This window comes from Stenotrophomonas sp. CFBP8994 (assembly GCF_034044835.1).
GTDB classification, from domain to species: Bacteria; Pseudomonadota; Gammaproteobacteria; order Xanthomonadales; family Xanthomonadaceae; genus Stenotrophomonas; species Stenotrophomonas rhizophila_A.
In genome coordinates, this window is record NZ_JAXCWT010000001.1 from 562,028 (window position 1) to 583,200 (window position 21,173).

The window sequence follows — 21,173 nt, forward strand, 5'->3', positions numbered from 1 at the left end:
CGAAGGACGTGGCAGGTACCACGCCCTGCGTGGCACCTCCATCTCAGCCTTCGGCTGCCACCAGCTCGGCCAGCTGCACCGCATTGAGCGCGGCGCCCTTGCGGATGTTGTCCGACACGATCCACAGGTTCAGGCCGCGCGGGTGCGACAGGTCTTCACGGATGCGGCCGACATACACCGCATCGGTGCCCGATGCGTGGGTGACCGGGGTCGGGTAACCGCCGGCTTCGTGCTTGTCCACCACTTCCACGCCGGGCGAACGCGACAGCAGCTCGCGCGCCGCATCCGGCGTCACCTTGTCGCGGGTTTCGATGGTGACTGCTTCGGAGTGGCCGTAGAACACCGGCACGCGCACGGCGGTGGGGTTCACCAGGATGCTGTCATCGCCGAGGATCTTGCGGGTTTCCCAGACCAGCTTCATTTCTTCCTTGGTGAAGCCGTTGTCCTGGAAGTCGTCGATGTGCGGGATCAGGTTGAAGGCGATCTGCACCGGGAAGCGCTGCGGGTCGATCTCCTGGAAGCTGAGCAGCTGGCCGGTCTGCTTGCCCAGTTCTTCCAGCGCCGAGCGACCACCGCCGGAGACAGACTGGTAGGTGGCCACGTTGATGCGCTGGATACCGTACTGGCGGTGCAGCGGGGCCAGCGCGACCAGCATCTGCATGGTCGAGCAGTTCGGGTTGGCGATGATGCCGCGCGGGCGGTTCTTCAGCGCCTCGGGGTTCACTTCGGACACCACCAGCGGCACGTCATCGTCGTAACGGAAGGCCGAGGAGTTGTCGATCACCACCGCACCGGCGGCGGCGAACTTCGGGCCGAACTCCTTGGAGACGCTGCCACCTGCGGAGAACAGCGCGATATCCACGCCGTTCGGGTCGAACGTGGCCAGGTCCTGGACCTTGATCTTCTTCCCGTCGAATTCGATGTCGCCACCGGCCGAACGCGAGGAAGCGAGCAGGCTCAGGGTGGCGATCGGGAAGTTGCGTTCGGCCAGGATGGCCAGCATGGTTTCGCCGACGGCGCCGGTGGCACCGACGACTGCGACGTGGAAGCGACGGTCTTGATTGCTCATGGAATTCTCTTTGATGATGTACCGACCAACGGTCGGTACCTACCGTGGTGAAGAAGGGGACACGCGTTGCGGATTGGGCTCGGGGAACCTCACGTGATGGCCGCGCGGTTCCCTATCGTTTGGCGTCGTCGGTTTTTTTGCCGCCCACGGTGGCGGCGCCGGTTTTCACGGCGGCCACGGCGTCGGCGTTGATCGCGCTGGGCGGGTTGCCGGCGTTCGCGCCCAGGCCGAGCGCGGCCAGCAGGTTGTCCACGGCCAGCTGCACCATGGCCCGGCGCGTGGCCTGGCTGGCGCTGCCGATGTGCGGGGTAAGCACGATGTTGTGCAGGGCGAGCAATTCGGGGCGCACCGTCGGTTCGCCTTCGAACACGTCCAGCCCGGCGGCGGCCAGCCGGCCGTGGGCCAGCGCATCGGCCAGGGCCAGCTCGTCGACGATGCCGCCGCGGGCGATGTTCACCAGGGTGGCGCTGGGCTTCATCTTCGCCAGTGCGGCGGCGTCGATGATGTGGTGCGAGGACGGGCTGTACGGCAGCACCAGCACCAGGTGGTCGGCCTGCGCCAGCAGCGTGTCCAGCTCGACATACTGCGCGCCTACCTCGGCTTCGGTGGCTTCGGGCAGGCGCGAGCGGTTGTGGTACAGCACGCGCATGCCAAAACCGAGCGCGCCGCGGCGGGCAATGCCCTGCCCGATCCGGCCCATGCCCAGGATGCCCAGCGTGCTGCCATGGATGTCGGCACCCAGCATGGTCTGGAACGACCACTGGCCCCACTGGCCGTCGCGCAGCCAGCGTTCGGATTCGGTGATGCGCCGCGCGGTGGCCATCAGCAGCGCGAACCCGAGGTCGGCGGTGGTTTCGGTCAGCACATCCGGGGTGTTGCTGGCCAGGATGCCGGCCGCGCTGAGCGCGCCTACATCCAGGTTGTTGTACCCCACGCCGACGTTGGCGATCGCGCGCAGCTGCGGCGCGTTGGCGATCTCGGCCGGGCCGATGCGTTCGTTGAGGGTGATCAGCGCGCCATCGACCCGGGCCAGCTGTTCGGCCAGCATCGCCGGCGTGTAGCGGGTGACCTCGTGGGTCATCGCGAGCTCGACATGCTGCCCGAGCTGTTCGATGACGTCATCGAACAGCGGTTGGCTGACCCAGACCCGGGGGCGCGTCTCAGCCATCGATGGCGCCGGGAATGCGTGGCGTGATCTCGCCCACGTCACCGCACTGGGCGCGGTGGCGCAGCGCCTGGTCCATCAGCACCAGCGCCATCATCGCCTCGGCGATGGGCGTGGCGCGGATGCCGACGCACGGATCATGGCGGCCGGTGGTGATCACATCGACGGCCGCACCGCTGGCATCCACCGTGGCGCCGGGCAGGCGCAGGCTGGAGGTGGGCTTGAGCACGATCGAGGCGGTGACCTGCTGGCCGGTGGAAATACCGCCGAGGATGCCGCCGGCATGGTTGCTGGCGAAGCCTTCGGGGGTGATCAGGTCACGGTGTTCGGTGCCCTTCTGGGCGGCGCTGGCAAAGCCATCGCCGATCTCCACGCCCTTGACCGCGTTGATGCTCATCAGCGCCGCGGCGAGTTCGCCATCGAGCTTGCCGTAGATCGGCTCGCCCCAGCCCGGCGGCACGCCATCGGCCACCACGTTGACCCGCGCGCCGACCGAATCGCCGGACTTGCGCAGCGCGTCCATGTAGCTTTCCAGCGCGGGGACCTGTTCGGCCACCGGCCAGAAGAACGGGTTGTCTTCCACCGCCGACCAGTCATGGCCGGTCGGGGTGATCTCGCCCAGCTGCGACAGGTAACCGCGCACGGTCACCCCGAAGCGCTGCAGCAGCCACTTCTTCGCAATCACGCCGGCGGCCACGCGCATGGTGGTTTCGCGCGCGGACGAGCGGCCGCCACCGCGCGGGTCGCGGATGCCGTACTTCTGCCAGTAGCTGTAGTCGGCATGGCCCGGGCGGAACTGCTGGGCGATGTTGCTGTAATCCTTGCTGCGCTGGTCGGTGTTGCGGATCAGCAGCGCAATGGGCGTACCGGTGGTGCGGCCCTCGTACACGCCCGAGAGGATCTCGACCTCATCGGCCTCGCGCCGCGCCGAGGTGTGCCGGCTCTTGCCGGTGGCGCGGCGCTGCAGGTCGTGGGCGAATTCGTCGGCACTGATCTCCAGCCCCGGCGGGCAGCCGTCGATCACGCAGCCGATCGCCGGACCGTGCGATTCGCCGAAGGTGGTGACCGAAAGCAGCTTGCCGAAGGTATTGGAACTCACGGCCGCTGCGCTGCCAGTTCGGTGATGCGGGCGCTGTGGGCGATCAGCTCGCGGCACTCGACCGCGAAGATGCCCATCTGGCCGACCTTGAATTCAATCCACGCAAAATCGACTTCCGGCAGCAGCTTGACCAGGTGCTGTTCGGATTCACCCACTTCGCAGATCAGCAGGCCGTCTTCGCTCAGGTGCAGCGGCGCGTCGCGCAGGATCTTCAGCACCAGGTCAAGGCCGTCGTCGCCGGCACGCAGGCCCATTTCGGGCTCGTACGAATACTCCTTCGGCAGCGCGTCGGTTTCGTCGTTGGTGACGTACGGCGGGTTGGTCACGATCAGGTCGTAGTGGCGGCCGGCGAGGCCGTTGAACAGGTCCGACCTGAGCAGGGTGACGTTGTGCGCCTGCAGGCGTTCCTTGTTCTCTTCAGCCAGCGACAGGGCCTCATCGCTGAGGTCCACGCCGTCCACTTCCCAGTTCGGGTAGTAGTGGCCCATGGCAATGGCGATGCAGCCCGAACCGGTGCACAGGTCCAGCGCGCGGTGTACGTCGCGGCCGGCCAGCCACGGCTCGAAGCCGGTTTCGATCAGCTCGGCGATCGGCGAGCGCGGCACCAGGGCACGGCGGTCGCTCTTGAAGCTAAGGCCCGCGAACCAGGCTTCACCGGTCAGGTAGGCGGCCGGCAGGCGCTCGCTGATGCGGCGCTCGAACAGGGCCAGCACCTCGGCCTTCTCCGATGCAAGCACGCGGGCGGCGCCATAGGCCGGGCCGAGGTCGTGCGGCAGGTGCAGCGCGTGCAGGACCAGCTGGGTGGCTTCGTCCAGGGCGTTGTCGTAGCTGTGCCCGAAGGTCAGCCCGGCGGCGTTGAAACGGCTGGTGCCGTAGCGGATCAGGTCGATGATCGTATGGAGTTCGGCGGCCGTTTCGGCGGTCATGGCAGGGCAACAGACAAAGTGGCCCCAGATTATAGGCGCTGCGGCGCAGCACGGCATCCGTTGCAGCGGAAACGGAAACCGCCGCCCCCCATCCCCTATCATGGAGGCCCCTTCGGGTACGGGCCTTTCATGTTCAATCGCAATGTCGGCATCATCCTGCTCATCGCGCTGGCCGCCGGGCTCGGCCTGGTCGTCGCCCAGAAGGTGTTCGCGCCCAAACCGGCCGGCAACCGCCCGGCCACCGAGTCGATCACCTTCTACCCGCAGCCGCGGCCGCTGCCGGACTTCAACCTGGGCCAGTCCGACGGTACCCGGCTGATTCCCGGCGAGCTCAAGGGCCACTGGACCCTCGTGTTCCTGGGCTTCCTGTCCTGCCCCGACATCTGCCCGACCACCCTGGCCGACCTGGCCCAGGCCCAGAAGCAGTGGGAAACCCTGCCCGAGAGCCTGCGCCCGCGCCTGGTGTTCGTCTCGGTGGACCCCGAGCGCGACACCCCGGCACGCCTGGGCGAATACGTGCATGCCTTCCACAAGGACACCCTGGCGGCCACCGCCGACGTGCCTTCGCTGGAGCGCTTTGCCACTGCGCTGGGCTTCGTGTTCCAGAAGGTGCCGGGCAAGGGCTTTGAAGAAAACCCGCAGGACTACACCCTGGAACATTCGGCCAGCCTGGCCGTGCTGGACCCGGACGGCAGGCTGGCCGGCCTGATCCGCCCCCCTTTCAACCCGCAGGCCATTGCCCGCGACCTGAACCTGTTGACCGAGAAATCCGCCCCATGAGCCTGACCACCACGCTGAGCTACGTCCTGCCCCACCGCCTGCTGTCGTCGATGGCGCGGCGCCTGGCGTATTCCAGCAACCCGCGGATCTCGCGCTGGCTGATCGACACGGTGACCGAAAAGTTCGGGGTGAACCTGGCCGAGGCGGCCAATCCCGACCCGCGCAGCTATCGGACCTTCAACCAGTTCTTCACCCGCGCCCTGAAGCCCGGCGCCCGCGTGCCCGACGCCGGCGCCCGCACCCTGGTGATGCCGGCCGACGGCCGGATCAGCCAGCTGGGCGCCATTGAGGACGGCCGCATCTTCCAGGCCAAGGGACAGTCGTTCACCGCCGCCGAGCTGCTGGGCGATGCAGCCGACGCCGAGGTGTTCCACCACGGCCTGTTCGCCACCGTCTACCTGTCGCCGAAGGACTACCACCGCGTGCACATGCCGTGGACCGGCACCCTGCGCGAAACCGTGCACGTGCCCGGCCGCCTGTTCAGCGTGGGCCCGGCGGCAGTCAACAACGTCCCGGGGCTGTTCGCCCGCAACGAGCGGCTGGTCTGCCATTTCGACACCGACTTCGGCCCGATGGTGCAGGTAATGGTGGGCGCGCTGCTGGTGTCGGGCGTGGAGACGGTCTGGGGTGGCGAAGAGATTCCGGCCTATGGCGACACCATCACCCGCAAGGATTACCGTGGCAAGGGCATCACCCTGGAACGGTTTGCCGAGATGGCGCGCTTCAATTACGGCTCCACGGTGATCGTGCTGCTGCCGCCGGGCGTGGCCGATTTCGCCCCGCACCTGGATGCAGAACATGCCGTGCAGCTGGGCCAGGCGTTGGCCACCCTTCGTTGAGAAGCGGACACGCATGGCGTGTCCCTACGCAACGTGTGCCACCCACCATCAACATGCGACCCCAACCCCAAGCGACCAAGGATCGTAGTGACACGCCATGCGTGTCAACGCCATGACCCTGCGCACGTACACGAAAAAAACGCCCCGTTTCCACGGGGCGTTTTTTTTCAAGCATTACCCGGATCGTGCGCGAACTCGACGGGCCCTACATCCATCCCGTCGTAATCCTCGACCCCGTTGGCTTCGGCCAGCGCCTGCAGCTCGTGGTTGCGCTTGTCCAGCGACGCTTCGCTGTGGGTTTCCACTCGCTCCACGTGCAGCACGTGGTACTCCGCCTCGCCTTCTTCCAGCTCCGGCTCGAACACCTCGACCACGGTGTAGCCCTCCCCTTCCAGCACCCTGGCCAGCCCGTGCAGCGGCTCCGGCGTGGTGTTGACGAAGAAGTAACCCCACACCAGGTTTCCGTTGAGGTCCCAGTCGGTGTTTTCACGGATGTTGGCGAACATCTCGTTGATTGCGGTGATATCCATCAGTGTTCCCCGGAAGTTATTTACCGCAGCCCTGCAGCTTGATCGACTGGCCTTGGCGCAACGCATACGCGGGCGCCTTGAGCCCATTGGCCTTGGCCAGCTCACGCACATCGCAATCGAACTTGTCGGCGATCCGGCCCAGGGTCTCACCCTTGCCCACCTTGTGGCTGCGCACCGGCTTGGCCTTCGGCTTGGGCGCCGGTACTGCCACCGGCGCAGCCGGGGCGGTGGCCACCGGGGTGCTGGCCTGCAGGCCGGCCACCGGCACCACGCTGCCCACCGCCACGTTGCCGGTGTAGCTGGCCACGGTCGGACGGACGATGGCCGCATTGAGATCGGCGGTGATCAGCGTGCGCGCCAGGTCCGCGCGCGGACCGCTGACGCAGTAGCGGTTGTACAGCCCGGCAATGCGGGTGGTGGCGTTGATCAGCGTGCCGGCCGGGATCCAGCCGTCGGCTTCATAGCGCGGGTTGAGGTTGCGCAGCGCGCGCATGTAGCCGTCGCGGGTGCCGGTGCTGCCCAGGCAGATGGTCAGCTCATAGATGGTGGTGGACTTGGCCAGGCGGATGGTGGCCGGCTGCGCACTGACCTTGGGGAAGTCCACGCCGTACTGCTGCGGGTGCAGGTAGATCCACGCGGCGGCGATCACCATCGGCACGTAGTCCTTGGTTTCGGCCGGGAACTGGTTGTAGACGCTGTCCACCCAGAAGCTCTGCCCCACGTTCTGGCGATACACCCGCCCGGCACGGCCTTCGCCACCGTTGTAGCCGGCCAGCGACAGCTCCACGTTGTTGTTGAGCTCGCGCATGCGCTCGTTGAGGTAATTGGCACTGGCTTCGGCGGCGCTGCGCGCGTCGAAGCGGGTGTCGAAGCCGGTGCCGTCCGGACCCAGCCCGAAGCGGCGGCCGGTGGCCGGCATGAACTGCATCAGCCCGGCGGCGCCGGCGCGGGAGGAGGCGTGCACGCGACCGTTGGACTCCTTGGCCATGATCCCGAACAGCAGCGCCTCGGGCAGGCCGCGCTTTTCCCACTCCGGCCACATCACCGCGCGCAGGCTCTGGTAATTCTCGTAGGAGTTCATCAACGCCGGGCGCATGTCGGTCAGCCAGCGGCGGATGCCGGCCTGCACGGCCGGGTTGTATTCGACCATGCTGTCGAAGGCATGGCGCTTGTCGTTGAGCAGCGCGGCCGCACGCGCCGCTTCGGGCACATCGGCGGTCAGCGGGCCCACATGGTCCGGGTCGGCCTCCAGCAGGCCGCCATCGACCGGGATCGCATCGCTGTCGTCACCATCGCGCGCGTCGGCATTGTTCTTCAGCAGGCGCTTGTAGGTCACCAGCAGGTTGCTGACCTGGCAGCCCTTCTGCGCAATGCAGGCGCTGATGACATCTTCCATGTCCTCCAGCGCGGCATCGCCCTCGTTCTTGCCCTTGGGGTCGGCGTTGTTCACCAGCACCAGCGCATCGGCATAGCGCTTTTCGGCCGCGGCCATGCGCTGCTCCAGGGCTTCGACCTTGACCTTGTCACGGGCGGAGACCCGCTGGGCATGGGCCTCGGGCACGAACGACAGCAGGGAAGCGAGCGCCAACAACGGCCAACCGCGGGCAAGCAGGACAGGAACGGGCATTTTTGGCACTGTGGGCGAAAGACAGGGCAGAGTAGCCGTGCCACTCGCATCGGGGCAACCCGGTCAGGTGGCCGATACCCGCCGACGTTTAGAATCCTGCCCATTCACATAGCCCGTCCACAGAGCGAGTTGACCATGGATCCGATCCTGCTCGGCAAAGGCATTACCGACGATGTCCCCGTCACCCTGCAACCGAAACTGGGCAACCGCCATGGCCTGGTGGCCGGGGCAACGGGTACGGGCAAGACCGTCACCCTGATGACCCTGGCCGAAGGCTTTTCGCGCATCGGTGTGCCGGTGTTCCTGGCCGACGTGAAGGGCGATGTCTCCGGCCTGGCCGTGCCCGGCGCCGGCACCGAGGCGCTGCTGCAGCGCGCGAAGGACATCGGCGTGGCCGACTACGCGCCGGCCGGCAGCCCCACGATCTTCTGGGACCTGTACGGCAAGCTGGGCCACCCGGTGCGCACTACGGTGAGCGAAATGGGCCCGACCCTGCTGGCGCGCATCCTGGAGCTCAACGACACCCAGTCGGGGGTGCTGGACATCGTGTTCAAGCTGGCCGACGACCGTGGCCTGTTGCTGCTCGACCTGGACGACCTGCGTGCCCTGCTCGGCCTGGTGGCCGACGAGCGCAAGGACATCTCCACCGAATATGGCCTGGTCAGCGCGCAGACGGTGGCGGCGATCCAGCGTTCGCTGCTGCGGCTGTCGCAGGACGGCGGTGAATCCTTCTTTGGCGAGCCGGCGCTGGAGCTGGCGGACCTGATGCGGGTCAATCACGACGGCCGCGGCGTGATCGGCATCCTGGCCGCCGACCAGCTGGTGCTCAAGCCGCGCCTGTACTCGACCTTCCTGCTGTGGCTGCTGTCGGAGCTGTTCGAGACGCTGCCGGAGGTGGGCGACCTGGACAAGCCCAAGCTGGTCTTCATCTTCGACGAGGCGCACCTGCTGTTCGACGACGCGCCGGCCGCGCTGGTGCAGCGCATCGAGCAGGTGGTGCGGCTGATCCGCTCCAAGGGCGTGGGCGTGTATTTCTGCTCGCAGTTCCCCGACGACGTGCCGGCCAACATCCTGGGCCAGCTGGGCAACCGCGTGCAGCACGCGCTGCGGGCGTTCACCCCGCGCGACCAGAAGGCGGTGAAGATCGCCGCCGAAACCTTCGTGCCGAACCCGAAGCTGGACGTGGTGGCGGCCCTTTCCCAGCTGGGTACCGGCGAGGCGCTGGTGTCCACGCTGCAGGACAAAGGCATCCCCTCCCCCGTGCAGCAGACCCGGATCGCCCCGCCGCGCTGCCGGATGGGCGCGATCACCGAGGCCGAGCGTGCGCAGGTACGCGCCGGCAGCCCGGTCGGCAGCCGCTACGACACCGCAGTGAACCGCGAATCGGCAGCGGAGCTGCTGGCCCAGCGCGCGGCCAAAGTGGTGGAACAGCCCGACGCGCCCAAGGCGCGTACCCGTGAGCAGGATGAGCAGCAGGAAGGCGGCTTCGGGCAGTCGATCAAGGATGCGATCTTCGGCACCAAGCGCCGCCAGGGCATGATCGAAACGATGGCCAAGCAGACTACCCGCACCATGGGCACCAAGCTGGGCAACCAGATCGTGCGCGGCATCCTGGGCGGCATTTTCGGGGGCAAGCGCTGACCGATGTCGCGTTGGCGTCCCCCTGCGGAAAAGAGCACGGCCCTGATCACCGCACAGGGCCACCAGCGGTTGAAGAGCGAGCTGGACGAGCTGTGGCGCGTGCGCCGGCCGGAGGTAGTCAAGGCGTTGGCCGCGGCTGCGGCGGAGGGCGACCGCTCGGAGAATGCCGAGTACACCTACCGGAAGAAGCAGCTGGGCGAGATTGACCGGCGCGTGCGCTACCTGACCAAACGGCTGGAGTCGCTGCGCGTGGTGGATACCGTGCCAACCGACCCGCAGGCGGTGTTTTTTGGCGCGTGGGTGGAGCTGGAGAACATGGACAGCGGCGATGTCAGCCGGTATCGCATCGTGGGCCCGGACGAGACCGATGCGGGTGCCGGGTGGATCAGCATCGATTCGCCGTTGGCGCGTGCGTTGTTGAAGAAGCGCGTGGATGACGAGTTCGAGGTGGAACTGCCGAGCGGACGCACCGGGTTTGCGATCCTGGCGGTGGAGTACCCGGGTGGGTGATACGAAGGCGGTTACGACGTTGGTTGCAATGCGTTACCGGGCGTTGAACCGTCATGGGCGGTTGTTTGGGAACCAACCCTACCAGTGCATGCACGGCTGGTAGGGTCGCATCCCGATCGACTGCCGTGGAACATGCCGCGTTCGATGGTGGCATGAACGTCGGCGGAGAGCGCGTTTGACGTTGATTCCAGTGCGCTACCGGACGGTTAAGGGGTACACCCTGCCCGCTCGGGCTGGCCGGAAGTACTCGATCCGCTGATAGAACGCGTGGTCCTGATCGGCATGCCAACCGGGGATCCCCATCAACGGCAGCGGCCGCAGTTCCAGCGGATCATTGAGCACGTCGGCACGCGCGATGGCCTGCGCTACCTGCTCCACCACCTGCGCATCATCATCGCCTTGCACCACTACACACTTGCCCACCAGCAATCGCGAAGGCAGCAGCGCCTGTTCCATCAACGCATGCCCGAACACGGCGGATATGGCGATGTCGCCGCTGCGCCACCGCGCCGCGCCGTCGACGAACAACGCGTGCCAGTCGTGGCGGCCCCATGCGTGCAGCAACGACGCATCGCGCACCCGCACGATCACGCCGGTTTCGTCGAACTGGGTCAGCGCGGCCTGCGCGCGGGTGCGCTGGCCGGGCGGGTTCCGCTCGATGTCCTGGCACTGGCGCGCATTGAGCGCGGCCTTCACTGCCGGGTAGCGCGCCCACACCAGTGCATTGAACAGGTCATGCCAGTTGCACGGGCGCGTGGCGATCTGCCCGCGTTCAATGCGCTGCTCGTAGTGCAGGCCGTCGGCCAGCAGTTCGTCGTCCTGCTCCACCAGCTGCTTTCCCGACAGAGCGAGCTGCTGGTTCAGCGCGGAAAGGGCCGGCCAGTCGGCCGCCGCCATCAGGTTCCGGTGATCAGCAAACGCCGCAAACAGCGGATGGGTGAAGCACGCCCGATCCACGTCGGCGTGCGCCGGCGCGATGAAACGCCGGCGGCCGACCGCCCCGGGGGCGGCCGCGTCGGTCACAGCACCTTGAGGTCGAGCAGTTTCCTGGCCGCACTCTCGTCGATCAGCGCGTCGCCGTAGAGGTCGTGGTCATCGCTCTCGGTGATTTCCACGTCCACGAACTGGCCCACGCGCAGCTTGGCTTCATCGGCGTTCTGGATGTGCACCAGGCCGTCGATCTCCGGCGCATCGGCCTTGGAACGGGCCACCGCGATGCCGTCTTCAATCGCATCGACCAGGCACTGCTGCACCGTGCCGATCTTGGCTTCCAGGCGCGCAGCGGAAATGTCGGCCTGGCGGGCCATGAAGCGGGCCAGGCGCTCCTGCTTCACTTCTTCGGGCACCGCGCCGGGCAGGTCGTTGGCGGTGGCGCCGGTGACCGGCGAATACGCGAACGCGCCCACGCGGTCCAGCTGCGCCTCATCCAGGAACGACAGCAGTTCCTCGAACTCAGCCTCGGTCTCGCCCGGGAAGCCGACGATGAAGGTCGAGCGCACGGTGATGTCCGGGCACAGCTGGCGCCAGCGCTGCACGCGTTCCAGGGTCTTGTCGACCGCACCCGGGCGCTTCATCAGCTTGAGGATGCGCGGGCTGGCGTGCTGGAACGGAATGTCCAGGTACGGCAGGATCCGGTTCTCGGCCATCAGCGGGACCACGTCATCCACGTGCGGGTACGGGTACACGTAGTGCATGCGGGTCCAGGCATCGAGCTCGGACAAGCCTTCGCACAGCGATTTCATGCGGGTCTGGTAGGCCTTGTCGCGCCACATGCGCTCGGCGTACTTGACGTCCACGCCATAGGCCGAGGTGTCCTGCGACACCACCAGCAGTTCCTTCACGCCGCCACGCACCAGCCGCTCGGCTTCACGCAGCACCTCATCGACCGGGCGCGAGACCAGCTTGCCGCGCATCGAGGGAATGATGCAGAAGCTGCAATGGTGGTTGCAGCCTTCGGAAATCTTCAGGTAGGCGTAGTGGCGCGGGGTCAGCTTGATGCCGTAGTCCGGGACCAGGTCCACGAACGGGTCATGCTTGGGCGGCAGCGCGGCGTGCACCGCCTCCATCACGCTGGTGTAGTCCTGCGGGCCAGACACCGCCAGCACGTCCGGATACGCCTTGCGGATCTCTTCCGGGCGCTTGCCCAGGCAGCCGGTGACGATCACCTTGCCGTTGGCGTTCATCGCCTCGCCGATCGCATCCAGCGACTCGGTCACCGCCGAATCGATGAAGCCGCAGGTGTTGACCACCACCACGTCGGCCGAATCGTAGGAAGGAACGATGTCGTAACCCTCGGCCCGCAGCTGGGTGAGGATGCGCTCGGAATCGACGAGGGCCTTCGGGCAGCCAAGGCTGACGAAGCCGACTTTGGGGTTCAGCTGGGACATGGATCGCGGGACTCTGGGGGCCTGGGCCCACGCCGGAATGGCGCGGGGACCTGGGGCCGGAAACGGCGGCAAGTATACCGGCGTTGTGGCCCCGGCCCTGAATGCATCGGCGGCTCCGGCAACGCCAACCGCCAATCCCGGCATGCCCGCGACACCCCGCTAACCTGCAGCGCGCCGATAATGAACGCCTGAACCAACAGGAGTCTGGCAATGGGTGAGTGGGTCACGCTTGATACGCATCACGGTCCGGTCCGGGCCTGGCAGGCCACGCCGGAGGGCAAGCCGCGCGGGGGCCTGGTGGTCATCCAGGAGATCTTCGGCGTCAACGCCCATGTCCGTGAGGTGGCGGATGGCTTCGCGGCCGAGGGCTACGCGGTACTGGCGCCCTCCTTCTTCGACCTGATCGACGGCACCGAAGCCGATCCCGACAGCCTGCCCTACGACCCGGACGGGGTGAAACAGGGACTGGAACATGTGAATGCGCTGGGCGTGGAGAAGGCGCTGGAAGTGGTCCGCGCGGCCGCCTCGCGGCTGGCGCCGGCCGGCAAGGTCGGCACCGTGGGCTACTGCTGGGGTGGCAGCATCGCGCTGCTCTCGGCATTGCGCCTGGGCCTGCCCTCGGTGAGCTACTACGGCGCGCGCAACGTGCAGTTCCTGGATGAGACGCCCAAGGCGCCGGTCATGTTCCACTTCGGCGCGCAGGACAAGAGCATCCCGCCGGAAGCCATTGCGGCCCACCGCGAGAAGCTGCCCAAGATGGCCACCTTCGTCTATCCGGCCGACCATGCCTTTAACCGCAGCGTCGGACATGCGTATGATCCGGACAGCGCCGCACTGGCGCTGACACGCACCCTGGACTTCTTTTCGGAGCATCTTGGATGAGCGATTTTGAACTGGATTCACGCCTGGCCGCCAACAGTGTGCTGGTGGACCAAGGCCCGCTGTCGCAAGTGCGGTTGATGAACGACGAACGGTTCCCGTGGCTGGTGCTGGTGCCGCGCGTGACCGGCATCACCGAATGGCTGGAGCTCGACGGCAACCAGCAGGACCAGCTACGTACGGAATTGAACCGATGCTGCCGGGCGCTGAAGGGCACCGACGGGGTGGAGAAGATCAACTTCGCCACGCTGGGCAACATCGTGCCGCAGCTGCACTTCCACGTGGTCGGCCGACATGTGGGCGATCCGGCGTGGCCGGCACCGGTGTGGGGGCATGGCCAGGCCCATCCGTTCGATGCGGCCGTGCTGCAGGAGCGTGTCGCGATGTGGAAGGAACGGCTAGGATATTCGCCCCAGCCCTAAGCGGACCCTGCCCCTGATGCGCTCCAACCTTGTCGCCGCCATCGTCCTGATCCTCGTCGGCCTGTTCCTGCTGGCCAGCAACCTGGGCTGGACCAACATGAACCTGGGTCGCCTGATCCTTACCTGGTGGCCGGTGATCCTGGTGGCAGTAGGGATCGGGTTGTTGTTCGGACGCGGGAAATAACCAGAAAAAAAGCGCGGAGCGATCCGCGCTTTTTTAGTTGCCCCGCCGCTCAGGTGCGCGGCAGGGTGACGCCGGTCTGGCCCTGGTACTTGCCGCCGCGATCCTTGTACGAGGTCTCGCAGATGTCGTCGCTGTCGGCCTGGAAGAACAGCATCTGGGCCACGCCTTCGTTGGCGTAGATGCGCGCCGGCAGCGGCGTGGTATTGCTGAATTCCAGGGTCACGTGGCCTTCCCACTCCGGCTCCAGCGGGGTCACGTTGACGATGATCCCGCAGCGCGCGTAGGTGCTCTTGCCCAGGCATACCACCAGGGTGTCGCGCGGAATGCGGAAGTACTCCACGGTGCGCGCCAGCGCGAAGCTGTTGGGCGGGATGATGCACTCGTCGCCCACGATGTCCACGAAGCTGCCCGGGTCGAAGTGCTTGGGGTCGACGATGGTGGAGTTGATGTTGGTGAACACCTTGAACTCGCGCGAGCAGCGCACGTCGTAGCCATAGCTGGAGGTGCCGTAGCTGACGATGCGCTGGCCGTTGGCCTGCTTGACCTGGCCGGCTTCGAACGGCTCGATCATGCCGTGCTGTTCGGACATGCGGCGGATCCAACGGTCACTCTTGATGCTCATGGGGAGTCCTGGGTGCGGGAATGGGCGATTCTAGGCGATCAGAGCAGCGACGACAGGATCGGAATGCTGGCGCGCGGGCGCTTGGCCACTTCCTCCACCAGCCGCTCGGCGGCGCGCAGGTAAGCCTGCGCGGCCGGCGACTCCGGCGCGGCGGCGGTGATCGGGGTGCCTGCATCGCCCTGCTCGCGGATGCCGATATCCAGCGGCAGCGAGCCCAGCAGGGGCACGCCGTACTGCGCGGCCATGCGTTCGCCGCCGCCATCGCCGAACAGGTGTTCGATGTGGCCGCAGTTGCTGCAGGTGTGCACGGCCATGTTCTCGACGATGCCCAGCACCGGCACCTCGACCTTTTCGAACATCTTCAGCGCTTTCTTCGCATCCAGCGTGGCGATGTCCTGCGGGGTGGTGACGATGACCGCGCCGGCCAGCGGAATCTTCTGGGTCAGGGTCAGCTGGATGTCGCCGGTGCCCGGCGGCAGGTCGATCAACAGGTAGTCCAGGTCATCCCAGAGGGTGTCGTTGAAGAACTGGGTCATGGCCGAGGTCGCCATCGGACCGCGCCAGATCATCGGCGTCTCGTCCTCGATCAGGTAGCCGATCGACATGGTCTCCACGCCGAACGCGCGCAGCGGCTCGATCGACTTGTTGTCCGGGCTTTCCGGGCGGCCGCTCAGGCCCAGCATCATCGGCACGCTGGGGCCGTAGATGTCGGCATCCAACAGCCCGACCCGCGCGCCCAGGCGGGCCAGCGCCACGGCCAGGTTCACCGCCGTGGTGGATTTGCCCACCCCGCCCTTGCCTGACCCGACCGCGATCACGTTGCGGACGCGCGGATGAAGGGTCAGGCCCTTCTGCACCTGGCTGGCATGGGGACGTCGAGACGGGCTGGCACTCACTGCGGGAACTCCGGAAAAGCCGAACGGGACAGCCCGCCACTATACAGGGCGTCCCTGCGCTGCCAGGCCGTTGTCCTGCCCTGTCCCGGGGCTGTCCCGGAAACGGTTTTCACGTCATTGGCGCGTCAGGAACGGATTCCGTGGTGCGGTGCGGCCAAAAAGTGAACCGTGCATCCATCACGGTACGGAGGGAATGGTTTCATCACAAACCATTATTAAGTCATTACTTTTCAACATGTTGCAACACAGATGAGAACGAAAGCATGGCTTTGCGTATCTTGTCTTTATGACCTCTTGATGAACAGTTGACAGGTCGCGTTAAGCCCGTGTTAACCTCGAATCATCAGCTCGTGAAGCTGGTGAACAGGGGGGCAGCCATTGCCAAGACCTGATCCGAGGGCACACGGAGACGCCTGCTGGTCCATGTCACCGGTGTTTGACGCAATCGATCGTTCCAAGGGGATCCACACATGATGAATCGCAAGTCGCTCAGCCGGAATCCGCTGAGCTTCGCCCTGGCCACCGCGATGGTGTTCGCGGCCGCGCCGGCATTCGCGCAGGACACCACTTCGACCAAGACGGCCGAAGAGGTCGCCGCCGAGAAGGCCAAGGCCACCACGAACTTCGACACCGTGACCGTGACTGGTTCGCGCATTGGCCGCGATACCTTCAACTCGGTGTCGCCGGTGCAGGTCGTGACCCGCCAGGAGTCGGTGCTCGCCGGCTTCAACTCCACCACCGACGTGCTGCAGAGCACTGCGGTGACCACCGGCAGCTCGCAGATCAACAATGCGTACGGCGGCTACGTCACCGACGGCGGCCCCGGTGCCAACACCCTCGGCCTGCGCGGCCTTGGCCCGACCCGCACCCTGATCCTGCTCAATGGCCGCCGCGTGGCGCCGGCCGGTTCGCGTGGCGCGGTCGGCTCGGCCGACCTGAACGTGCTCCCGAACTCGATCGTGGACCGCATCGAAATCCTGAAGGACGGTGCCTCGTCGATCTACGGCTCCGACGCCGTGGCCGGCGTGATCAACATCGTCACCAAGACCAAGGTCGACGGCGTCTCCTTTGAAGGGCAGCACAACGCCACCGACGGTGGCGGCGGTGACCAGCGCCGTTACTCGATCATGTTCGGCACCACCGGCGAGCGCTCGCACTTCTCCGGTTCGTACGAGTACTACACCCGTAACGACCTGAGCCTGCGTGACCGCGACTGGACCCGTTGCGCCACCGACAAGTACCGCGACATCGACGTGGGTGACTACTGGGGCAGCGGCGACTTCATCGACCCGCTGACCGGCAAGTCCAAGTGCTACACCCTCGATGCGGGCGGCGTGACCATCAACACGATCGGCACCAACACCCGCACCGGCGTTGCTGCCCCGGGTGGTGCCGGTACGCGCTTCAACCGTTGGCGTCCGAACGCGGCCGTCACCACCGGCCTGGTCGGTTATGAAGGCGTGGACACCTATACCCGCGATACCTTCGACGACGCGATGCTGAACCAGTCGCTGATCTCGCCGGCCAAGACCCACACCCTGTTCCTGCAGGGCGGCTTCGACACCGGCGTGCTGGGCGACGCCGAGCTGTACTACGAGTTCCTGGGCAACAAGCGCAAGTCGACCCAGACCGGTTACCGCCAGCTGTCGCTGGACTATGCAGTGGGCAGCCCGCTGATCCCGGCCAACCTGCGTGACAGCGTCGCCGGCCCGGCGACCAACCTGACCAACGGCGCCAACATGGGCGTGCGTGCGTTCATCGGCTTCGGCAACGACCAGAGCAAGCAGAACGTCGACTACTACCGCTTCAACGCCGGCCTGCGGGGCAACCTGACGGCGGACTGGAAGTACGACTTCAATGTCATGCACTCGGACAATGACGCCGATTACACCTTCCAGAGCTTCCTGACCAGCCGCCTGGCGCAGAGCCTGAACGTGGTCTCCAACGGTGCCGGCGGCTATTCCTGCGTCGACCCGTCGAACGGCTGCATCGCCGCACCGGCGCTGAACTCCAACACCATCGGCGGCAACCTGCCGGCGGACTGGAAGAACTGGGTGTTCGTGCCGGTCACCGGCAACACCATGTACAAGGAAGACACGGTCAACTTCAACGTCAACGGCCCGCTGTTCGACATGCCGCACGGCACGGTCCGCGGTGCGTTCGGTGCCGAATACCGCAAAGCCAAGATCGACGACAGCCCGTCGCAGTACTCCATCGACGGCGACCTGTTCAACCTGACCTCGGCGGCGCCGACCCGCGGCAGCGACTCGGTCACGGAAGTCTACGGCGAACTGGAATTCCCGCTGCTGTCGGGCGTCACCGCTGCCGAAGAGCTGACCCTCAACCTGTCCGGCCGCTACACCGACTACGAGTCGTACGGTTCGGATGAGACCTACAAGATCGGCGGCCTGTGGACCCCGGTGAAGTGGCTGTCGTTCCGCGCGTCCTACGGCACGTCCTACCGCGCCCCGGCGCTGTACGAACAGTTCCTGGGCGGCACCACCGGCTTCCTGGGCAGCACCTCCGATCCCTGCAACGAGTACAGCGACCGCGATCCGTCGTCGATCCGTTACCAGAACTGCGCCGCAGAAGGCCTGCCGGCCGACTACATCGCAACCCAGGGCGTGACCGTGATCACCCAGGGTGGCGCGGAAACCGGCCTGAAGGCGGAAACCTCCACCGCCAAGACCCTCGGCGTGGTGATCCAGCCGGAGTTCGGCAGCGGTTTCGGTGACCTGTCCTTCGCCGCCGATTACTTCGACATCAAGGTCGAGAACGGCGTGCAGGCCGCAGGCGGCGCCGGCATCCTGAACGCTTGCTACGGCAGCGCCACCGCCGACTTCCTTGCCGGCAACGGCCTGTGCCGCCTGGTTGACCGCAACCCGCTGAACAACGCACTGACGGTCACCAACGGCTTCATCAACGTCTCCACCGACAAGGTGCGCGGCGTGGACCTGACCCTGCGTTATGTCCGTGATATCGGGCCGGGCGAGTTCCGCACCACCACCCAGTTCACCCACTACATCGAACAGTCCAGCAAGATCTTCCAGGACGATCCGCTGGTGAACTACGCCGGCATGCTGGGCACCCCGGCGAACACCGCCACCTTCGACATGGCCTACAAGTGGAAGGAATGGCAGGTCCGCTACGGCCTGGACTGGATCGACAAGATGGACAGCTACGCGTACTACGAGGAGCGCAACCCGGGCCTGTTCGAGCCGGACACCTCGCCGTACAAGATCTACACCCCGAACTACTTCCTGCAGTCGTTCTCGGTGCAGTACGAAGCGGACAAGTGGTCGGCCACCGTCGGCGTGCGCAACCTGGCGGACAAGGAACCGCCGACCATTTCCCAGGGTGTGTACAGCACCGTCGGCAATGCGTTGCTGTACAGCGGCTTCGACTACTGGGGCCGCCAGTACTTCGCAAACGTCACCTACTCGTTCTGATCCCGCTTCGCGAGCCGCCGCCCTTCGGGGCGGCGGTCTCGTTTCCGGCCCTGGTAAACCGGTGGCCGGCCCGCTCCACGAACAGAGGTCATCAATGAAACGGATTCTTCTGCTGGCCGCCCTGGCCAGTGCTTCCTCGCTCCTGCACGCCAAGCCGGTGGCACCGACCATCGAGCAGATGGCCGCCTTCCCGGCCATTTCCAGCCTGTCCCTCTCACCTGACGGCAAGCACATCGCCGGCCTGCGCGCCAACGGCGAAGAACGCGTCATCGTGGTCTGGGAAACCAACGCCCTGGACAAGGCGCCCACCGTCATCGGTGCCGGCCGCATGAAGTTCCAGAGCGTGAGCTTCATCAAGAACGGCCTGCTGGCCGTCACCCTGTGGCAGCCTTACGACCTGCGTACCGACCGGGTCAACAAGACCTTCATCAGCAAGTTCTTCATCACCGACATCGAAGGCAAGCAGTGGAAGGAGCCGATCAGCCCGGCCCGTGCCACCAGCCGCAACGAAGAACTGGAGCAGGCCCTGTCCAACTCCACCGTGCTCGATACCCTGCCCAATGACCCGGACCACATCCTGGTGGTGAACGGCTCGGGCAGCAATTCCGGTGACGTGTACAAGGTCAACCTGCGCAGCTTCACCTCCCAGCGCATCCAGAAAACCGAAGAGCGCGTGGCCGGCTATGTCACCGATCTCAACAGCGAACTGCGCGCGCGCCTGCGCCAGGACGTGGATGGCACCGGTGCGTACATCGCCACTGAATTCCGCAACCCCGCTACCGGTTCGTGGGAAGAACACTTCCGTTCGCACGTGAAGGATCGCGACATCAACCAGGTGGTCGGCTTTGCCGATGACCCGAACATCGCCTTCATCCAGAGCAACGTGGGCCGCGACAAAACGGTCATCTACGAATACGACATCGCCGCGCGCAAGCAGAAGGAAGTGCTGTTCGAGCACAAGTTCTTCAATGCCGGCACCGTGGTGCTGAACCGCTACAAGAACGTGGACGGCGTGCCGTTCGGTGCACTGCTCGGCGTCGGCTACAGCGGCCCGCGCGAGAACGAGATCCAGTGGACCGATCCGACCTTCAAGGCGCTGGAACAGGGCCTGCGCCAGGCCCTGGGCATCCAGGCAAGCGAGGTCACCCTGGTCGATCCGGGCACGGGCCAGCGCGCCACCACCCAGCTCGATGGCGGCAGGTCGATCCGCCTGCTGGACTACAGCGCCAACCTCAAGACGTTCCTGGTGGTGGTGTCCGGCCCGTCCGACCCGCCCACCTACTACCTGTTCAACAACGGGCAGCTGACCGAGCTGGCCAAGTCCTACCCGCAGATCGACCCGGCCGCGCTGGGCACGACCAAGCTGGTCTATTACAAGGCACGCGACGGGCTGGACATTCCCGCCTTCCTGACCACCCCGAACACCGAACTGTGCGGTGCCGGTCCGTGGAAGGCCGTTGTGCACCCGCACGGTGGTCCGTGGGCACGTGATGGCATGGACTTCGACGGTTCCATGTGGGTGCCGCTGATGGCGTCGCGCTGCATGGCGGTGCTGCGCCCGCAGTTCCGCGGCTCGGCCGACTGGAGCCGCAAGCTGTGGATGGCCGGCGATGCCGAGTGGGGCCAGAAGATGCAGGACGACAAGGATGATGGCGCCAAGTGGATGATCGACCAGAAGATCGCCCAGCCCGGCCACATCGCCATGTTCGGCTTCTCCTACGGTGGCTATTCGGCATTCGCCGCATCGGTGCGGCCCAACGGGCTGTACAAGTGCGCCATTGCCGGTGCCGGCGTGTCGGACATCAAGAAGATCTGGTCGCGGTTCTATACCAACCCGTTCTTCCGCCAGGCCCAGGCCAAGACGGTGGACGGCCTGAACCCGCTGGACAAGGCCGGCGAGATGAAGATCCCGCTGATGGTCTACCACGGCGACCGCGACCGCACCGTGCCGATCGAACAGTCCGAATGGTTCGTGGCCAAGGCGAAGAATTCCGGCCAGCCAGTGGAGTACCACGAAATCGCCGATTACGCGCACGGCCCGGCGTGGACGCGCGCGATCATGGGCGACCAGCTGCGGCTGATCGATGATTACCTGGGCAAGGGGTGTGGTGGTGGCGGGTTGTAACCGCCGCTGAGGGACACCCGACC

Annotated in this window: 19 protein-coding genes; 9 read left to right on the plus strand and 10 right to left on the minus strand. The window is 66.1% G+C overall.

Translation table 11 applies throughout. From position 1 onward, the window contains the following. Positions 1–43 precede the first annotated feature (43 nt). From SOM39_RS02715 to prmB, 4 genes are all read right to left on the minus strand, one after another. Complete coding sequence (locus tag SOM39_RS02715; protein WP_068853455.1) at positions 44–1,069, minus strand: aspartate-semialdehyde dehydrogenase; 1,026 nt, start codon at positions 1,067–1,069, stop codon at positions 44–46. A 112-nt stretch (positions 1,070–1,181) separates the two neighbouring features. After that, complete coding sequence (locus SOM39_RS02720) at positions 1,182–2,237, minus strand: D-glycerate dehydrogenase (protein WP_320457399.1); 1,056 nt, start codon at positions 2,235–2,237, stop codon at positions 1,182–1,184. Beyond that, complete coding sequence (gene aroC, locus SOM39_RS02725; protein WP_320457400.1) at positions 2,230–3,333, minus strand: chorismate synthase; 1,104 nt, start codon at positions 3,331–3,333, stop codon at positions 2,230–2,232. The genes SOM39_RS02720 and aroC overlap by 8 nt, the downstream gene beginning before the upstream one ends. Then, complete coding sequence (prmB, locus tag SOM39_RS02730; protein ID WP_320457401.1) at positions 3,330–4,259, minus strand: 50S ribosomal protein L3 N(5)-glutamine methyltransferase; 930 nt, start codon at positions 4,257–4,259, stop codon at positions 3,330–3,332. The genes aroC and prmB overlap by 4 nt, the downstream gene beginning before the upstream one ends. Before the next feature lie 129 nt (positions 4,260–4,388). On the opposite strand from prmB, the gene SOM39_RS02735 reads away from it, so the two are divergent. Together SOM39_RS02735 and asd are read left to right on the plus strand one after the other, a co-directional pair. Next, the gene (locus SOM39_RS02735; RefSeq protein WP_068853463.1) at positions 4,389–5,039 is read left to right on the plus strand and encodes an SCO family protein; all 651 of its coding nucleotides are present in this window, start codon (positions 4,389–4,391) and stop codon (positions 5,037–5,039) included. Next, entirely contained in the window at positions 5,036–5,878 is an 843-nt protein-coding gene (gene asd / locus SOM39_RS02740; protein WP_320457402.1) for an archaetidylserine decarboxylase, read from the plus strand. The genes SOM39_RS02735 and asd overlap by 4 nt, the downstream gene beginning before the upstream one ends. 167 nt (positions 5,879–6,045) lie before the next feature. Here asd and SOM39_RS02745 read toward each other — a convergent pair whose 3' ends face one another. Further along, positions 6,046–6,408, minus strand: a complete 363-nt coding sequence (locus SOM39_RS02745; protein ID WP_068853467.1) for a ribonuclease E inhibitor RraB — start codon at positions 6,406–6,408, stop codon at positions 6,046–6,048. Positions 6,409–6,424: 16 nt separating this feature from the next. Beyond that, entirely contained in the window at positions 6,425–8,035 is a 1,611-nt protein-coding gene (locus SOM39_RS02750) for a transglycosylase SLT domain-containing protein (RefSeq protein WP_093533390.1), read from the minus strand. Positions 8,036–8,170: 135 nt separating this feature from the next. Here SOM39_RS02750 and SOM39_RS02755 point away from each other — a divergent pair, with 135 nt between their 5' ends. Beyond that, the gene (locus SOM39_RS02755; RefSeq protein ID WP_320457403.1) at positions 8,171–9,676 is read left to right on the plus strand and encodes a helicase HerA-like domain-containing protein; all 1,506 of its coding nucleotides are present in this window, start codon (positions 8,171–8,173) and stop codon (positions 9,674–9,676) included. Between the two features lie 3 nt (positions 9,677–9,679). Next, positions 9,680–10,186 (plus strand): transcription elongation factor GreB, encoded by a 507-nt coding sequence (gene greB, locus SOM39_RS02760; RefSeq protein ID WP_320457404.1) that lies wholly within the window; start codon positions 9,680–9,682, stop codon positions 10,184–10,186. A 195-nt stretch (positions 10,187–10,381) separates the two neighbouring features. Here the strand turns inward: greB and SOM39_RS02765 are convergent, their stop codons facing one another. Together SOM39_RS02765 and rimO are read right to left on the minus strand one after the other, a co-directional pair. Then, positions 10,382–11,209, minus strand: coding sequence for a DUF3025 domain-containing protein (locus SOM39_RS02765; protein ID WP_320457405.1), 828 nt, complete (start codon positions 11,207–11,209; stop codon positions 10,382–10,384). Beyond that, positions 11,206–12,573, minus strand: coding sequence for a 30S ribosomal protein S12 methylthiotransferase RimO (gene rimO / locus SOM39_RS02770; RefSeq protein ID WP_307106642.1), 1,368 nt, complete (start codon positions 12,571–12,573; stop codon positions 11,206–11,208). The genes SOM39_RS02765 and rimO overlap by 4 nt, the downstream gene beginning before the upstream one ends. Positions 12,574–12,783: 210 nt before the next feature. On the opposite strand from rimO, the gene SOM39_RS02775 reads away from it, so the two are divergent. Genes SOM39_RS02775 through SOM39_RS02785 form a run of 3 tightly spaced genes read left to right on the plus strand, consistent with a single transcriptional unit; the run spans position 12,784 to position 14,058 of the window. Continuing rightward, positions 12,784–13,455 carry a dienelactone hydrolase family protein gene (locus SOM39_RS02775; RefSeq protein ID WP_320457406.1) on the plus strand — a complete coding sequence of 224 codons (672 nt, stop codon included), beginning with the start codon at positions 12,784–12,786 and terminating at the stop codon, positions 13,453–13,455. Then, positions 13,452–13,874, plus strand: a complete 423-nt coding sequence (locus SOM39_RS02780; protein WP_068853482.1) for an HIT domain-containing protein — start codon at positions 13,452–13,454, stop codon at positions 13,872–13,874. The genes SOM39_RS02775 and SOM39_RS02780 overlap by 4 nt, the downstream gene beginning before the upstream one ends. Before the next feature lie 16 nt (positions 13,875–13,890). Continuing rightward, on the plus strand, positions 13,891–14,058 hold the full coding sequence (locus tag SOM39_RS02785) for a LiaI-LiaF-like domain-containing protein (RefSeq protein ID WP_093533394.1): 168 nt from the start codon (positions 13,891–13,893) through the stop codon (positions 14,056–14,058). A gap of 49 nt (positions 14,059–14,107) precedes the next feature. Here SOM39_RS02785 and dcd read toward each other — a convergent pair whose 3' ends face one another. Together dcd and apbC are read right to left on the minus strand one after the other, a co-directional pair. Next, positions 14,108–14,680, minus strand: a complete 573-nt coding sequence (gene dcd, locus SOM39_RS02790) for a dCTP deaminase (protein WP_068853484.1) — start codon at positions 14,678–14,680, stop codon at positions 14,108–14,110. Between the two features lie 38 nt (positions 14,681–14,718). After that, on the minus strand, positions 14,719–15,576 hold the full coding sequence (gene apbC / locus SOM39_RS02795) for an iron-sulfur cluster carrier protein ApbC (RefSeq protein ID WP_068853486.1): 858 nt from the start codon (positions 15,574–15,576) through the stop codon (positions 14,719–14,721). Positions 15,577–16,046: 470 nt separating this feature from the next. Between apbC and SOM39_RS02800 the strand changes: the two genes are divergently transcribed. Together SOM39_RS02800 and SOM39_RS02805 are read left to right on the plus strand one after the other, a co-directional pair. Next, complete coding sequence (locus SOM39_RS02800) at positions 16,047–19,025, plus strand: TonB-dependent receptor plug domain-containing protein (protein ID WP_320457407.1); 2,979 nt, start codon at positions 16,047–16,049, stop codon at positions 19,023–19,025. Between the two features lie 94 nt (positions 19,026–19,119). After that, positions 19,120–21,150 (plus strand): alpha/beta hydrolase family protein, encoded by a 2,031-nt coding sequence (locus tag SOM39_RS02805; protein ID WP_320457408.1) that lies wholly within the window; start codon positions 19,120–19,122, stop codon positions 21,148–21,150. Positions 21,151–21,173 lie beyond the last annotated feature (23 nt).

Bases quoted from the DNA above. Each gene is read 5' to 3' on its own strand.
- SOM39_RS02715 (WP_068853455.1), bottom strand. From the start codon at position 1,069: ATGAGCAATCAAGACCGTCGCTTCCACGTCGCAGTCGTCGGTGCCACC.
- SOM39_RS02720 (WP_320457399.1), bottom strand. From the start codon at position 2,237: ATGGCTGAGACGCGCCCCCGGGTCTGGGTCAGCCAACCGCTGTTCGAT.
- prmB (WP_320457401.1), bottom strand. From the start codon at position 4,259: ATGACCGCCGAAACGGCCGCCGAACTCCATACGATCATCGACCTGATC.
- SOM39_RS02735 (WP_068853463.1), top strand. From the start codon at position 4,389: ATGTTCAATCGCAATGTCGGCATCATCCTGCTCATCGCGCTGGCCGCC.
- asd (WP_320457402.1), top strand. From the start codon at position 5,036: ATGAGCCTGACCACCACGCTGAGCTACGTCCTGCCCCACCGCCTGCTG.
- SOM39_RS02745 (WP_068853467.1), bottom strand. From the start codon at position 6,408: ATGGATATCACCGCAATCAACGAGATGTTCGCCAACATCCGTGAAAAC.
- SOM39_RS02750 (WP_093533390.1), bottom strand. From the start codon at position 8,035: ATGCCCGTTCCTGTCCTGCTTGCCCGCGGTTGGCCGTTGTTGGCGCTC.
- SOM39_RS02755 (WP_320457403.1), top strand. From the start codon at position 8,171: ATGGATCCGATCCTGCTCGGCAAAGGCATTACCGACGATGTCCCCGTC.
- greB (WP_320457404.1), top strand. From the start codon at position 9,680: ATGTCGCGTTGGCGTCCCCCTGCGGAAAAGAGCACGGCCCTGATCACC.
- rimO (WP_307106642.1), bottom strand. From the start codon at position 12,573: ATGTCCCAGCTGAACCCCAAAGTCGGCTTCGTCAGCCTTGGCTGCCCG.
- SOM39_RS02775 (WP_320457406.1), top strand. From the start codon at position 12,784: ATGGGTGAGTGGGTCACGCTTGATACGCATCACGGTCCGGTCCGGGCC.
- SOM39_RS02780 (WP_068853482.1), top strand. From the start codon at position 13,452: ATGAGCGATTTTGAACTGGATTCACGCCTGGCCGCCAACAGTGTGCTG.
- SOM39_RS02785 (WP_093533394.1), top strand. From the start codon at position 13,891: ATGCGCTCCAACCTTGTCGCCGCCATCGTCCTGATCCTCGTCGGCCTG.
- dcd (WP_068853484.1), bottom strand. From the start codon at position 14,680: ATGAGCATCAAGAGTGACCGTTGGATCCGCCGCATGTCCGAACAGCAC.
- SOM39_RS02800 (WP_320457407.1), top strand. From the start codon at position 16,047: ATGATGAATCGCAAGTCGCTCAGCCGGAATCCGCTGAGCTTCGCCCTG.
- SOM39_RS02805 (WP_320457408.1), top strand. From the start codon at position 19,120: ATGAAACGGATTCTTCTGCTGGCCGCCCTGGCCAGTGCTTCCTCGCTC.